The 13,551-nt window shown below is 64.8% G+C and carries 14 protein-coding genes and 1 riboswitch; of the genes, 8 read left to right on the plus strand and 6 right to left on the minus strand.

All coding sequences use genetic code 11. From position 1 onward, the window contains the following. Window positions 1-56 precede the first annotated feature (56 nt). The 6 genes from ACIPG5_RS20670 (at window position 57) to ACIPG5_RS20695 (ending at window position 5,796) form a co-directional block, all read left to right on the plus strand. A complete protein-coding gene (locus ACIPG5_RS20670) occupies window positions 57-773 on the plus strand; it encodes a murein L,D-transpeptidase catalytic domain family protein (RefSeq protein WP_176517578.1) in 717 nt (238 codons plus the stop codon). Window positions 774-805: 32 nt separating this feature from the next. Next, window positions 806-1,004: riboswitch (cobalamin riboswitch) on the plus strand. Window positions 1,005-1,124: 120 nt separating this feature from the next. After that, window positions 1,125-2,135, plus strand: coding sequence for an ABC transporter substrate-binding protein (locus ACIPG5_RS20675; RefSeq protein WP_401377722.1), 1,011 nt, complete (start codon window positions 1,125-1,127; stop codon window positions 2,133-2,135). Window positions 2,136-2,269: 134 nt separating this feature from the next. Further along, a complete protein-coding gene (locus ACIPG5_RS20680; RefSeq protein ID WP_401377909.1) occupies window positions 2,270-3,256 on the plus strand; it encodes a DUF1852 domain-containing protein in 987 nt (328 codons plus the stop codon). Window positions 3,257-3,283: 27 nt separating this feature from the next. Beyond that, window positions 3,284-4,315: a methionine synthase gene (locus ACIPG5_RS20685; RefSeq protein ID WP_401377725.1), complete on the plus strand. Its 1,032-nt coding sequence runs from the start codon at window positions 3,284-3,286 to the stop codon at window positions 4,313-4,315. Window positions 4,316-4,340: 25 nt separating this feature from the next. Continuing rightward, window positions 4,341-4,850 (plus strand): flavin reductase family protein, encoded by a 510-nt coding sequence (locus ACIPG5_RS20690; RefSeq protein ID WP_401377728.1) that lies wholly within the window; start codon window positions 4,341-4,343, stop codon window positions 4,848-4,850. A gap of 16 nt (window positions 4,851-4,866) precedes the next feature. Further along, on the plus strand, window positions 4,867-5,796 hold the full coding sequence (locus ACIPG5_RS20695) for a LysR substrate-binding domain-containing protein (protein ID WP_401377730.1): 930 nt from the start codon (window positions 4,867-4,869) through the stop codon (window positions 5,794-5,796). A gap of 11 nt (window positions 5,797-5,807) precedes the next feature. On the opposite strand, the gene ACIPG5_RS20700 is transcribed toward ACIPG5_RS20695, so the two are convergent. The 3 genes from ACIPG5_RS20700 to ACIPG5_RS20710 are packed head-to-tail and all read right to left on the minus strand — an operon-like array spanning window position 5,808 to window position 8,241. Beyond that, window positions 5,808-7,031: an amidohydrolase family protein gene (locus tag ACIPG5_RS20700; protein WP_401377732.1), complete on the minus strand. Its 1,224-nt coding sequence runs from the start codon at window positions 7,029-7,031 to the stop codon at window positions 5,808-5,810. A gap of 55 nt (window positions 7,032-7,086) precedes the next feature. Then, the gene (gene cynS, locus ACIPG5_RS20705) at window positions 7,087-7,557 is read right to left on the minus strand and encodes a cyanase (protein ID WP_176517572.1); all 471 of its coding nucleotides are present in this window, start codon (window positions 7,555-7,557) and stop codon (window positions 7,087-7,089) included. A 24-nt stretch (window positions 7,558-7,581) separates the two neighbouring features. After that, window positions 7,582-8,241, minus strand: coding sequence for a carbonic anhydrase (locus ACIPG5_RS20710; RefSeq protein WP_401377735.1), 660 nt, complete (start codon window positions 8,239-8,241; stop codon window positions 7,582-7,584). Window positions 8,242-8,351: 110 nt separating this feature from the next. Between ACIPG5_RS20710 and cynR the strand changes: the two genes are divergently transcribed. Further along, window positions 8,352-9,287, plus strand: a complete 936-nt coding sequence (gene cynR / locus ACIPG5_RS20715; RefSeq protein ID WP_401377738.1) for a transcriptional regulator CynR — start codon at window positions 8,352-8,354, stop codon at window positions 9,285-9,287. Here cynR and ACIPG5_RS20720 read toward each other — a convergent pair. Further along, on the minus strand, window positions 9,235-10,389 hold the full coding sequence (locus ACIPG5_RS20720; protein ID WP_401377740.1) for an MFS transporter: 1,155 nt from the start codon (window positions 10,387-10,389) through the stop codon (window positions 9,235-9,237). The two genes, cynR and ACIPG5_RS20720, sit on opposite strands and share 53 nt — an antisense overlap. Window positions 10,390-10,716: 327 nt before the next feature. Here ACIPG5_RS20720 and ACIPG5_RS20725 point away from each other — a divergent pair, with 327 nt between their 5' ends. Continuing rightward, a complete protein-coding gene (locus ACIPG5_RS20725; protein WP_401377743.1) occupies window positions 10,717-11,934 on the plus strand; it encodes an amidohydrolase family protein in 1,218 nt (405 codons plus the stop codon). Between the two features lie 36 nt (window positions 11,935-11,970). Here the strand turns inward: ACIPG5_RS20725 and ACIPG5_RS20730 are convergent, their stop codons facing one another. Both ACIPG5_RS20730 and ACIPG5_RS20735 read right to left on the minus strand, forming a co-directional pair. Further along, on the minus strand, window positions 11,971-12,849 hold the full coding sequence (locus ACIPG5_RS20730) for a LysR substrate-binding domain-containing protein (RefSeq protein ID WP_176517567.1): 879 nt from the start codon (window positions 12,847-12,849) through the stop codon (window positions 11,971-11,973). Between the two features lie 3 nt (window positions 12,850-12,852). After that, window positions 12,853-13,491, minus strand: a complete 639-nt coding sequence (locus tag ACIPG5_RS20735) for a LysE family translocator (protein WP_401377746.1) — start codon at window positions 13,489-13,491, stop codon at window positions 12,853-12,855. Window positions 13,492-13,551 lie beyond the last annotated feature (60 nt).

The following is a 13,551-nucleotide window of genomic DNA, read 5'->3' on the forward strand; positions in this document are numbered from 1 at the left end:
TGAATCTTCGCTTGATCTTGCTTGCGACCCCAGACAGGTCTTCAACAGGATAATCCATGTCGATGTTCGAACCTTTGCGGGGAGCCCTGCGGCTCTCAGCGGCCAGTATTGGCCTGTTTTTCCTCGGCGCCTGGCTACCCGCCCAGGCGCAATCACTGCCCAGCGCCGCCGAACTGCAGCAACTGGCGCCGAACGCCAGCGTCGAGACCCTGGCCCTGGCACTCACCGCCTACACCTGCGCCAGCCACAACGACCCGGGCAAGTTGCTGACGGTGATCGACTACTCCAAGGCCTCGCGTGACAAACGCCTGTGGGTGTTCGACCTGAACGCCCGCAAGCTGTTGTTCGAAGAGTGGGTGGCCCACGGCAAGAACAGCGGCGCCGATGTGCCGAGCACGTTCTCCAACGCCCCGAACAGCTACCAGTCCTCCATCGGCCTGTATGAAACCGGCCAGACCTACAGCGGCAAGCACGGCCGCTCGTTGCGCCTGCAGGGGCTGGAGCCTGGGTTCAACGACAACAGCATGTCGCGGGCGATCGTCATGCATGCCGCCGCCTATGCCGACCCCAAGGTGGTGCCCGGGCTCGGCCGCCTGGGCCGCAGCCAGGGCTGCCCTGCGGTGCGCCCGGCAATCGCCGGCAAGCTGATCGACACGCTGCAGCGTGGCAGCTACGTGTTCGCCTATTACCCGCAGCAGGACTGGCTGAAGAAATCGCACTTTCTCAACGACCAGAGCTGCCCATTGCCGAACCAGTCGATTGCCAGCAAGTAGGCCCACGCCCTTGTCCATCGCCTGGCAGATGGTCTAGGATGCCGCCCGCCGGTTTTCATCACGGAACTAATAGGGAATCCGTCGCTCGCCCGCATGCGAGCCAAACGGAACTGCCCCCGCAACTGTAGGTGCCGAGCCCGCTCCTGAAACGCCACTGGACACTGTCCGGGAAGGCAGGAGCCGGGCCATGACGCACCAGTCAGGAGACCTGCCGGCACACATTCACCAACCGGCGGGGTGTCCGGGATGGCCATCCTCTGCCCTGCCCTGGGCCTGCCCCGTGCCTGCACGGGGCAAGGTGATGCCTGTCCGTGCGCCTGTGCCGCGCAACGTTCGACAGGAGATCGCCCCATGCTGCCCCGCATCGCTGCCTTGCTCGGCGCATTGAGCCTGCCAGGCCTGGCCCAGGCTGGCGCCACGCACTACCCCCTGACGATCGACAACTGCGGTGCGCCGCAGACCTTTGCCCAGGCCCCGGCACGCGCCGTCAGCATCGGCCAGGCCGGCACCGAGATGCTCTATGCCCTGGGCCTTGGCAGCAAGCTCGCAGGCTCCTCGCTGTGGTTCAACAACGTGCTGCCTGAGTTCCAGGCGCAGGACGCCAAGGTCGAGCGCCTGGCCAACAACGAACCGAGCTTCGAGGCCGTGGTCGGCAAGCGCCCGCAGCTGGTGACGGTGCAGTTCGAGTGGATGGTCGGCCCCCAGGGCGCGGTCGCCACCCGCGAGCAGTTCGCCGAGCTGAAGATCCCGACCTACCTGCTGCCTTCGGACTGCGAAGGCAAGGACAACCTGGTCGGCGCCGACGGTACCCGTACCCAGCCCTTCAGGATCGAGACCCTCTACAAAAGTGTCAGCCAGCTGGCGGCGATCTTCGATGTGCAGGCCCGCGGCGAGGCGCTGAACCAACAGCTGCAGGGGCAGCTGGAACATGCCCGGCAACGGCTCGCCGGCAAGGACTTGTCGAACACCTCGGCGCTGTTCTGGTTCTCCAGCGCCGACCTTGCCCTCGACCCTTACGTGGCCGGCCGCCAAGGGGTGGCCGACTTCATGCTGCAGACCCTTGGCGTGCGCAATGTCGTGCAGTCCCACGAGGAATGGCCAACGGTCGGCTGGGAAACCCTGGCAAAAGCCAACCCCACCTGGATCATCATCGCCCGCATGGACCGCCGCCGCTTCCCGGCGGACGACCACCAGAAAAAACTCGAATTCCTGCGCAACGACCCGGTGACCCGGCAGATGGAGGCGGTCAGGCAAGGGCGCATCATCATCCTCGACGCCGACGCCATGCAGGCGGGGATTCGCCTGTTCCGCGGCCTTGAAACCCTGTCGAGCGCATTCGCAACCGGTGATGCCGGGCAATAAATACGTTTGCCCAGCGTGCGTCATGAACAGGGCTAAAGGTTTTGTGAATTCGTTTCAGTTCCACTCACTCAATACCTCAACCTAAAATGCGCCTCAATTAAGCGATTATAAATATTCGAGTGGGACCGCCAATCATGACGCAGGACATTTTCAACTTCGCGATCAACAGCATTCGTTTCGACGAACATTATCAGCCTGCTGAAAATACTCGCCTCACCACCAACTTTGCCAATTTGGCCAGGGGCGCGAGCCGCCAGCAGAACTTGCGCAATACCCTGCGCATGATCGATAACCGCTTCAATGCACTGGCCCATTGGGACAATCCCAAAGGCGACCGCTACAGCGTCGAGCTTGAAATCATTTCGGTGGCAATGACCCTGGATGCCGCACGCAGCGATAACGCCCTGCCGTTGATCGAAATACTGAAAACCTGCATCGTCGACCGACACACCGGCGCGCGCATCGAAGGCGTGGTGGGCAACAATTTTTCATCCTACGTGCGCGATTACGACTTCAGCGTATTGCTGCTGGGGCACAACCAAGGCGCCTCGGCGTTCAGCACACCGGCACATTTTGGCGAGCTGCACGGCAAGCTGTTCAAGGCCTTCGTCAATTCCAGCGCCTATAAAGCGCATTTTGCCAAGCCGCCGGTCATCTGCCTGAGCGTGTCCAGCAGCAAGACCTACCAGCGCATTGAAAACCAGCACCCGGTGCTCGGCCAGGAATACCAGCAAGATGAGTATTCCCTGACCGATGCGTACTTCCAGAAGATGGGCCTGAGCGTGCGTTACTTCATGCCGGCAAACAGCGTTGCGCCACTGGCATTCTATTTTGCCGGTGATTTGCTCAGCGATTACACCGCCCTTGAATTGATCAGCACCATCAGCACCATGGATACCTTCCAGAAGATCTACCGCCCGGAAATCTACAACGCCAACTCTGCCGCCGGCACGTCTTATCAGCCAAGTTTGCAGCACGAGGATTATTCGCTGACGCGTATTGTTTATGACCGGGAAGAACGCAGCCGCTTGGCCATCGAACAAGGGCGGTTTGTCGAAGAACACTTCATCAAACCTTACGGCGCGGTACTTGAGCAGTGGTCCAGCCACTACGCTGCCTGACATTCAGACACTACAAGGTCTTTTCTCGTGAATAAGCTGTTACCTACTTCGACTGCCGGCAGCCTGCCCAAACCCTCCTGGCTCGCCGAGCCCGAAACCCTCTGGTCGCCCTGGAAACTGCAGGATCAGGCCTTGCTCGACGGCAAGCAGGACGCCCTGCGCCTGGCGTTGCAAGAGCAGCAACAGGCAGGCATCGACATCGTCAGCGATGGCGAACAGACCCGCCAGCACTTCGTCACCACCTTCATCGAACACCTGGACGGCGTTGACTTCGAGCAGCGTGAAACCGTCAGGATCCGTGACCGCTACGATGCCAGCGTGCCCACGGTGGTGGGTGCCGTCGCGCGGCGCAAGCCGGTGTTCGTCGAGGACGCCAAGTTCCTCCGCCAGCAAACCGGGCAACCCATCAAGTGGGCGCTGCCAGGCCCCATGACCATGATCGACACGCTGTACGACAGCCACTACAAGAGCCGCGAGAAACTGGCCTGGGAGTTTGCCAAGATCCTCAACCAGGAAGCCCGCGAGCTGGAAGCTGCCGGCGTCGACATCATCCAGTTCGATGAGCCTGCGTTCAACGTGTTCTTCGACGAGGTGAACGACTGGGGGGTGGCGACCCTGGAACGGGCCATCGAAGGCCTCAAGTGCGAAACCGCCGTGCATATCTGCTACGGCTACGGCATCAAGGCCAACACCGACTGGAAGAAGACCCTGGGCTCTGAATGGCGCCAGTACGAAGAAGCCTTCCCCAAGCTTCAGCAATCGAGCATCGATATCGTTTCGCTGGAATGCCACAACTCGCACGTGCCGATGGAGCTGATCGAACTCATTCGCGGCAAGAAAGTGATGGTCGGCGCCATCGACGTGGCCAGCCACACCATCGAGACCCCGGAGGAAGTCGCCAACACCCTGCGCAAGGCGCTGCAATTCGTCGATGCCGACAAGCTCTACCCGTGCACCAACTGCGGCATGGCCCCGCTGCCGCGCCAGGTCGCGCGCGGCAAGCTCAATGCCCTGAGCGCCGGGGCAGCCATCGTTCGCAGCGAACTCTCGGGCCGTTAAAGGCCGCCAAACCTCAGGACTTGCCATGTCACCTTCCAGTATTGCCATCGAGCCATTGAGCTTTCGCAAGGCGCTCGGGCATTACGCCTCCGGCATCACGGTGATCACCTCACTGGTCGATGAGCAGCCGATCGGCTTCACCTGCCAGTCGTTCCACAGCGTGTCGGTGAGCCCGCCGCTGGTGTCGTTCAGCGTGATGCGCGAATCGGCCAGCTACCCCGGCATGCGCAAGGCGGGCCGGTTCGCGGTGAACATCCTTGCCGGCGAACAGGTGGGCATTTCCAACCAGTTCGCCCGCAAGGGCAGCGACAAGTGGCAGGGCGTGCAATGGCAACCCTCGCCGCTGGGCAACCCGCTGCTTGCCGGCAGCCTGCACTGGCTCGATTGCGAAATCCACGCCGAACACGCCGCCGGCGATCACCTGATCGTGATTGGCGAAGTCAAAGCGCTGAACCTGCACGACACGGGCGCCACTCAACCCTTGCTGTACTACAAAGGACAATATTGCAACCTCGCCGCGCCTGGCGCGGCCTGAGCGCTTGCCTTCGCCCATGATCGACTTGAGATACCTGCGCACCCTGCATGCCCTGCGCGAAACCGACAGCCTGCCCGAGGCCGCCGAACGCCTGCACCTGACCCAGTCGGCGCTGTCCCACCAGTTCCGCGAGCTGGAAAACCGCATCGGCATGCCGGTGTTCGTGCGCAAGTCCAAACCGGTGCGTTTCACCACCGCCGGCCTCAAGCTGCTGCAGCTGGCCGACCAGGTGCTGCCGTTGATCCGCAGCACAGAGCGCAACCTGACCCGGCTGGCGGGCGGCACAGCGGAGCGGCTGCACATCGCCATCGAGTGCCACAGCTGCTACCAGTGGCTGATGCCCTCGCTCGACGAATTTCGCGGCGCCTGGCCTGAAATCGAACTGGACCTGGCCTCGGGCCTTTCCTTCGCGCCCCTGCCGGCCCTGGAGCGCGGCGACCTCGACCTGGTGGTGACCTCCGACCCGCTGCCCCTGCCCGGGATCACCTACGTGCCGCTGTTCGAGTACGAGGCGATGCTGGCCATCGACAAGCACCATGCCCTGCGCGAAAAGCCCTACCTGGAAGCTGCCGACATCGCCGGCCAGACCCTGATCACCTACCCGATCGAGCGAAACCGGCTGGACATCTTCACCCGCTTCTTCGACCCGGCCGACCTTGAACCGGCCCAGGTGCGCACCGCCGAGATGACCGTGATGATGATGCAGCTGGTGGCCAGCGGCCGGGGCGTGTGCTGCCTGCCGAACTGGGCGCTGCACGAATACACCACACGCGGCTATGTCATCGCCAAGCGCCTGGGCGCCAAAGGCTTGCAGGCCACGCTGTTCGCGGCGGTGCGCAGTGACATGCTCGAAGTGCCCTACATGAGTGATTTCTTGCTCACGGCCAAAGACATCTCCTTTGCAACGCTGGAGGGCGTCAACGCCGTTACCAGCAACGTGCACTGAGCGTCACGCGCTCAGAACCCCACCGAGCGGCGATGTTCGCAGGTGGCCACTACCCTGCCGCGCTTGAGCACCATCAGCCGCGCCGGCAGGTCGAGCACCACATCACTGACCGCACGGGTGTCCAGCAGCACCAGGTCGGCGTGCTTGCCCACGGCCAGCCCGTAGTCCTGTAGCCCCAGCGCCTTGGCCGGCGCCGTCGTCAGCATCGACAGCAAGGTGGCCTGGTCGTCCGCACCGCCCAGGTGGCAGGCCGGCAAGGCCAGTTGCGCGATGTTCAGCAGGTCGCCGGTGCCATAGGGGGTGAAGGCATTGCGGATGTTGTTGGTCGCCAGGCACACGTTCACCCCGCCATCACGCAGTGCCCGCACGGGGGTCAAGGTGCGGCGCACGTTGTGGCTGTCGCCGCGGGCGCCCAGGTGCAGGTCGGTGGCGGGCAGGCACATGACGCTGATGCCCGCCTCGCGCAGCAGCGCGATGATCGGCGCCTGGCGCTCGGGGGCGACCGCGCCGAGGCTGGTCAGGTGGCCCACGCTGACACGCCCTTGGTAGCCCTCGGCGATTGTCTTGCGGGCCACGTATTCGATGCTCATGCGCTCGGCGTCGTCGGCAAAGTCCTGGTGCAGGTCGATATCCTTGCCAAAGCGCTTGGCCAGGTCGAAGACGAAGTCGATGTGCTCATGGGGCGAGCTGTCGTTATAGGGGATGCCGCCGACGACATCGGCGCCCTTTTCCATCGCCTGGACCATCATGTCTTGCATGCCAGGCAGCTTGAGAATGCCTTCCTGGGGGAAGGCGACCACCTGGATATCGATGAAATCGCGGAAGCTTTCGCGCAGCTCCAGCACCACGTCCAGGCCGGTGAAGCCCTGCGCCGGGTCGAACTCGGCGTGGGCGCGAACATGGGTGCTGCCCGCCTGCACCAGTGCCCGCAGCACCTGGGTGGAACGCGCGAGGATGTCGTCACGGGTAAGGCTTGGCTTGAGTGCGGCGGTCACGGCGATGGCTTCTTGCAAGGTGCCGGAACGGTTGGCCTTGCGGTGCATGACGTGGGCTTTTTCCAGGTGCAGGTGGCCCTCGACGAAGCCTGGGATCAGCACCTTGCCGTTGCCCTGCACTTCTTGCCTGGCCTGGCCGGCAATGGCCGGGGCGATCGCTGCGATCCTGCCGCCCTGCACGGCGACATCCTGCAGCGGTTGCGCATCATCGATGCGCACACTTCGAAAGATCAGGTCCATGCGCTTCACTCCTGCAGGCCCGGCGCCGTGGTGCGCCAGGCCGATCAGCGGGGTATCAGAAAGGTTTGGTCGGCAGGTACTTGCCATCCAGCGTGATCACCGCGCGGGAGCCGCCTTCGGGGTCTTCGACCTTCTTGATGTCGAGCTTGAAGTTGATGGCACTGATGATGCCGTCACCGAACTTCTCGTGGACCAGCGCCTTCAGCGTGGTGCCATAGACCTGCAGCATCTCGTAGAAGCGGTAGATCGTCGGGTCGGTCGGCACACCGCGCTCCATGCAGCCACGCACCGGCACGGTCTGCAGCAGGGCAATGCCATCGACGTCGAGGCCAAGCTTGTCACCGACCACCTGGGCGGCGCTGGCCGGCAGCGGGTGCTGGCCGAGCAAGGCGGCGGTGACGAAGGCTTCGGACAGGCCGGTGCCCTCGGTGATCTGCGCATACGACAGGTCCTTGCGGGCCTTGGCCATGAGGATGACTTCGGTCAGGGCCTGGCGAACGCTCTGGGTGGCTTGGGACTGGATCATGGGGTGTCTCCTTGGGGTAATGGTTCAGGCAACGTGCTTGGGTTGATGGGATACGGCGTGTACTTGCGGGTTGGCGGCCAGCGGCAGGAACTGGCCAGTGCGGCCATCGAAGGCGTCGATGCGCCCGCTCTCGATGTCGTAGACCCAGCCGTGCAAGGTGACGCGGCCTTCTTCAAGGGCCAGGCGTACCGAGGGGTGGGTCTGGATGTTGGCCAGCTGGGCGATGACGTTCTCGCGCACCATGGCCTCGACCTTGCTGTGCCGGTCCTGATGCTGGCGGGCTTCGTTGACCACCCGGGCGGAGTCGGCGTAGCGCAGCCAGCCGGCCACGGCGGGCATGTGGTCCAGGCACTTGCAGGTGGCGATGGCGGTCATGGCGCCGCAATCCGAGTGCCCGCAGATGACGATGTCGGCGACCTGCAGCGCGGCCACCGCATACTCGACCGAGGCCGACACGCCGCCAGGCTCGGGGCCGTAGGACGGCACGATGTTGCCGGCGTTGCGGATGACGAACAGCTCGCCCGGTTCGCGCTGGGTGACCAGCTCCGGCACCAGGCGGCTGTCGGAGCAGGAGATGAACAGCGCCCGTGGGCTTTGCTGGGTGGCCAGGTCCTTGAACAGCTTGACCCGCTCGGGGAAGGCGTCTTGCTGGAATTTCAGGAAGCCGTCGATGATCTCTTTCATGGCTGTTGCCTCTGTCTGGCGTGGTGTGAGGCAAAGGTTACGCAGCGCATGACATAAGGTAAAAGTCTCATTTATGATTAGGTACATCAGATAATCTTATGTGAGTAGCCATGCTTGCCCGACACATCCAGTACTTCCTCGCGGTGGCCGAACACCTGAGCTTCACCCGCGCCGCCGCAGCCTTGCACGTGTCCCAGCCGGCCTTGTCGCAGCAGGTCCGGCAGCTGGAGGAAAGCCTGGGCGCGCAGTTGTTCGACCGCAGTGGGCGCACCACGCGCCTGACCGATGCCGGTGAGGTGTACCTGCGCTATGCCCGGCGGGCGGCGCAGGAGCTGGAGGAAGCCAAGCGCGCCATCCACGATGTCGGCGACCTCAGCCGCGGCGCGCTGCGCATTGCCGTGACGCCGACCTTCACCACCTACCTGGTAGGCCCATTGGTGGAGGCCTTTCACAGCCGTTACCCGAACATCACCCTGGATGTGCGCGAGCTGTCCCAGGAGCGCATGGAGGCGCTGCTGCTCGCCGATGGGCTGGATGTGGGGATCGCCTTCGAGCAGGTGCAGGCCCAGGACATCGAAGCCACCCCGCTGTTGGTGGAAACCCTGGCCCTGGTGGTCAACGACCGCCACCCCTTGGCCACGGCGCAGTCCGTCGGGCTGCAGGCGCTGAGCGCGCAATCGCTGATTCTGCTGGGCACCGAGTTCGCCACCCGCGAGCAGATCGACCGCTTCTGCCAGCAGCACGGCATTCGCCCGCAGGTGCGGATGGAGGCCAACGCCATCAGCGCGGTGATCGAAATCGTGCGCAGGACGGCCCTGGCCACCCTGCTGCCCGCAACCATCGCGCTGGCCCATGAAGACCTGCTGGCCATTGCGCTGGACCCGGTGCGCCTGCAGCGCACCGCCGTGCTGATGCAGCGCCGGGGGGCTTACCAGAGCGCTGCAGCACGGGCCTTCATCGAACTGGCCAACGAGGTGGTGGGGGAACGCCTGTTCAGCAAGCGGCCTTGCCGCGCAGCGCCTTCGGCCCCGCGCCCAGGCACGTGACGGCAAACGCGATCACCAGCGCCGCCGTGCCCAGCACGAAGATCAGCTGCTGGTTGGAGCCTTCCACCAGCATGGCGATCAGCGCAGGCGTCACCGCCGCGGCGCCCATCAGGGTGATGCTGACCAGCGGCGTGAGCTTGCCGGTCGGGTCGTTGGTGGTGATCAGCGCCATGTAGTACGACAGCGACAGCACCCAGCCGAAGTTGATCAGCAGCAGCGCAACGCACAGCTGCGTCGGCGTGCGGGTATGGCCGGTGAGCATGGCGATGGAGATGAACACCGCCACCAGGCCCACGGCGATCATCACCTGGCGGTTGACCCGTGCACCCAGAAGGCTCGGCAGCCCGGCCCCGGGCAAGCCGCCCAGCGCCGACAGGCCGAAGGCCCAGCCGATGTCCACGCCGTCGATGCCCTGGTCGCGTGCCAGCTGGTCGATGAAGCCCCACACGCAGTAGATGGCGATCTGCATGAACAGCATGCCCACCAATGCCGTGCGCCCGGTACGCGCCGAGCCGCCCTGGGCCGGCGAGCCTTCGCCGCTGGCCAGCAGCGCTGCGGGGCGGCGCGGCAGGGCCAGGGCGGCGGCGCAGATCAACAGGTACCACAGGCCGAACGAGCATAAGGCCGTGACCGCCCCGCTCTGCGCGGCGAGCACCGGCAATGCGGCGGAAAACAGCGAGTACTCCGGGGTTTGCAGCAACAGCATCAGGCCGAACGAGCGGTCCTGGTTGGGCAGCCGGCCAAGGGTCGACACCGCGTAGGCATACACCAGCCCGGCGCAGGTGCCGGCCGCCAGGCGCACGGCCAGCAGCACGGTGTGGGTGGTGGCGAAGGCGGTGGCGATGCTCAAGGCCACGCACAGCAGGCCGACCAGCAGGCACAGGCTGCGCCCGCCATGGCGCTTCATCATGAGCGGGCACAACAAGGTGCCCAGGGTCATGCCGATCATCTCGACCGACACCACCCAGCCCTGCAGGTCCAGTGACAGGTTCAGGCGTTCCGTCAGCAAGCCCATGAAGATGGGCTGCACGCCACAGACGATGAATGAAGTGCAGGCAATGAAGATAAGGGCGGCGCGCAGGCGCCTGGAATCATTGATCATGAACAGATCCCCGAACACGGCTGTTGTTTTTATTGTGTGTACCGACCGCGCCGCCAGTGCCGTAATAGACAGCTTTCAGGCCGGTTCGCGGTCAATCCTGGGGCCTGTTCGAAAGCTTGGAAAGTTAAATATCGAAATCGACTGCAGTGGGCTTTTTAATGCAGGCGAAGTTTGCCGGGCTGTATCCAGAAACGCACTGCAATCGATCCTGATAATTAATTTGTGAGGCACGGGCATCTTCCCTACCGTGTACCGCTACTGACAACCAAAGGGGCCAGCTCGCCTGGTGCGTACTGCCGAGCCGGCCCTGCTGCACAAGGGCCTCCCATGAACGACCGTGAGTTCATCAACGCCATCGACGCCGATGGCCTGCCACTGCACATCGCCGTGAAGAACGGGCGCATCAGCCACCTCGGCGCGCAGCGCGCCGCCGAGCCGGCCCGCGAAACCATCGACCTCGAAGGCCTGCTGGCACTGCCAGGGTTCGTCGACGGCCATATCCACCTGGACAAGAGCTTCGTCGGCGACCGCTGGCACCCCCACCAGGTGGTCGCCAGCCTGCGCGAGCGCCTGGCCGTGGAAAAGCGCGAACTGGCCAGCGCCCCGCCGATCGTCGAGCGCGCCGAGGCGCTGATTCGCCAGGCCGCCTCGTTCGGCACCCTGGCCATGCGCTGCCATGTGGACGTGGACGCCACCACCGGCCTGGATAACCTGCGGGCCATCCTCCAGGCCCGTGAAACCTGCAAGGACCTGGTCGACATCGAGCTGGTGGCCTTCCCCCAGGCCGGCGTGGTGAGCTGCCCCGGCACCGCCGAGGTGATGGAGGCAGCCGTGCGTGAAGGGGTCCAGGTGGTCGGCGGCATCGACCCGACGACCCTGGACGGCGACGCCGAGGGCCAGCTCGACATCGTCTTCGGCATCGCCGAGCGCCATGGCGTGAAGGTCGACATCCACCTGCACGAGCCCGGCGACATCTGCATCGCCCAGCTCGAACGCATCGCCGCGCGCACCCAGGCACTGGGCATGCAAGGGCTGGTCGCGGTCAGCCATGCCTATGGCCTGGGCGACGTCAGCGACAGCGTGGTCGACCGCACCGCCCAGGTGCTGGCCAAGGCCGGTGTGTCGATCATGACCAACGCACCGGGCGAGCACGCCTTCCCACCGGTGCTGCGCCTGCGTGCCGGTGGCGTGCGGGTGTTCACCGGCAACGACAACATCCAGGACGCCTGGTGGCCCTACGGCAACGGCGACATGCTGCAACGGGCCATGTTGGTGAGCTACCGCTCGGGCTTCAACACCGACGAGGAACTGCGCGTGGCGCTGCACATGGCGACCGAGGCCAGTGCCGGCGTGATGGGCAAGCAGGACTACGGGCTGAAGGTCGGCAACGAGGCGAGTTTCGTGCTGTTCAAGGCGCCGAATGCGGCCGCGGCGGTGGCGGCGGCGCTGCATGAACGGGTGATCGTGCGCCGTGGCGCGTTCTGCGGCGGGCCTGCGGTGCTGCAATTGCAGGCAGCGCAATTCGCCCAGGAACTGCGCCGCTGAAAACGGCCAGCGGGGGGCGCTTGCCGCCCCCCGGCACTACTCAGCCTCGGCCCTGAGAATCCCGATCAGGATATCGGCCAGCTCCTTGACCACAGGGTCCGCCGTGGGCCCATGGAAGATCGCCGCCTCGAACACCTTGATCGGCTTGAACCCCTCCTTTGCCCCCAGAATTCGATGCTCCGGCGTGACCACGCGCAGCGGCAGCAGGCTCACGCCCAGGCCATTGGCCACCGCCTCCTGGATGCCGGCCAGGCTCGAGCTGGTAAAGCCGATGCGCCAGCTGCGGCCCATGGCCTCGATGGCGTTGATCATGTCGTCGCGGTACAGCCCGCGCGGTGGGAAGGTCACCAGCGGGATCGGGTCCTGGGCGAAACACGGGTACTGGGCGCTGTCGAACCACTCGATGCGCTCCGGCTGGCAGGCATTGGCCTCGCGGCTGTGGCGCCGCTGCTTGACCAGCACCAGGTCCAGTTCGCCACGGTCGTAGGCGCTCATCAGGTCACGGCTCAGGCCGCCGGTGATCTCCAGCTTGACCTTGGGGTTGCGCCGGTTGAAAGCCGCCAGCGCCTGCACGGTCTTGCCGGCGACGAAGTCGTCGGGCAGGCCGATGCGCACGGTGACCGTCACCCCACCCGACAAGGCTTCGCTCAACTGGTTGCTCACCGCCAGAAGGTGCCGCGCGTAGCCCAGCAGGGTCTCGCCGGCATCGGTGGGGTGCACTTCGCGGTTGCTGCGGTCGAGCAGCTGGTGCCCGACCATTTCTTCCAGGCGCCGCACCTTCTGGCTGACCGTCGACTGGGTGGAATGCAGGCGGGCGGCAGCGGTGGTGAAGCTGCCGCAGTCGGCCACCATCACCACGGCGCGGAGCATGTCCAGGTCGTAGATGGCCCGGTTGGGTTTTGCACTGTCGGTCATGGCTCAGGCCGTCTGCCGGCGCATGGCGAGGATCCCGGCCGCAAAGCCGATGAAGGTCGCCCCCACGCCGCGGCTGACCCAGCGCGACCACTCGGGGCGCTGCAGCACGCCCTTGGCGCGCGAGGCCAGCGCGGCGTACAGGCTCAGCGACGACACCGAGAGCGTCATGAAAATCGCCGTCAGGATCAGAAACTGCGGGAACAAGGCGGCGCCCTGGTCGATGAACTGCGGGAACAGCGCCGTGAAGAACAGCGTCGCCTTGGGGTTGGACAGCGCGGTGAAGAACGCCGAGCGGTACAACTTGCGGCGCGTCGGCCTGCGTGCCTCCCCTGCCTGGATGTCGCCTGCCAGCAGCGGGCGTTTGTTCAGCAGCTGCTTCACGCCCAGGTACAACAGGTAACCGGCGCCGGCGATCTTCACCAGGTTGAACAGCCATTCGGAGCTGGCCAGCAACGCGCCCAGGCCGAGCATCGCGGCTGCCGACAGGCAGAACAGGCCACTGGCGTTGCCCAGCGAGGACCAGATCGTGCTGCGTTGGCCATGGGCCAGGCTGTTGTTGATCGCCATCAGTGTCGCAGGGCCGGGGCTGGCGATGGCAATCGCGGCGACCAGGGTGAAGGCCAGTAAGGTATGCGGGTCCATGGTTTCAGGCTCGTTCAGCGTTCGGAAAGGGCCGGTGCATGATGCCAGAAACTCACCGCC

This window comes from Pseudomonas sp. NPDC087029, assembly GCF_044745345.1.
Lineage (GTDB): Bacteria > Pseudomonadota > Gammaproteobacteria > Pseudomonadales > Pseudomonadaceae > Aquipseudomonas > Aquipseudomonas faucium.

Coding starts and splice junctions, on each gene's coding strand:
- cynS (WP_176517572.1), bottom strand. CDS start 7,557: ATGATCCAGTCCCAAGCCACCCAGAGCGTTCGCCAGGCCCTGACCGAA.
- ACIPG5_RS20680 (WP_401377909.1), top strand. CDS start 2,270: ATGACGCAGGACATTTTCAACTTCGCGATCAACAGCATTCGTTTCGAC.
- ACIPG5_RS20675 (WP_401377722.1), top strand. CDS start 1,125: ATGCTGCCCCGCATCGCTGCCTTGCTCGGCGCATTGAGCCTGCCAGGC.
- ACIPG5_RS20710 (WP_401377735.1), bottom strand. CDS start 8,241: ATGAAAGAGATCATCGACGGCTTCCTGAAATTCCAGCAAGACGCCTTC.
- cynR (WP_401377738.1), top strand. CDS start 8,352: ATGCTTGCCCGACACATCCAGTACTTCCTCGCGGTGGCCGAACACCTG.
- ACIPG5_RS20670 (WP_176517578.1), top strand. CDS start 57: ATGTCGATGTTCGAACCTTTGCGGGGAGCCCTGCGGCTCTCAGCGGCC.
- ACIPG5_RS20735 (WP_401377746.1), bottom strand. CDS start 13,491: ATGGACCCGCATACCTTACTGGCCTTCACCCTGGTCGCCGCGATTGCC.
- ACIPG5_RS20720 (WP_401377740.1), bottom strand. CDS start 10,389: ATGATCAATGATTCCAGGCGCCTGCGCGCCGCCCTTATCTTCATTGCC.
- ACIPG5_RS20725 (WP_401377743.1), top strand. CDS start 10,717: ATGAACGACCGTGAGTTCATCAACGCCATCGACGCCGATGGCCTGCCA.
- ACIPG5_RS20700 (WP_401377732.1), bottom strand. CDS start 7,031: ATGGACCTGATCTTTCGAAGTGTGCGCATCGATGATGCGCAACCGCTG.
- ACIPG5_RS20690 (WP_401377728.1), top strand. CDS start 4,341: ATGTCACCTTCCAGTATTGCCATCGAGCCATTGAGCTTTCGCAAGGCG.
- ACIPG5_RS20695 (WP_401377730.1), top strand. CDS start 4,867: ATGATCGACTTGAGATACCTGCGCACCCTGCATGCCCTGCGCGAAACC.
- ACIPG5_RS20730 (WP_176517567.1), bottom strand. CDS start 12,849: ATGACCGACAGTGCAAAACCCAACCGGGCCATCTACGACCTGGACATG.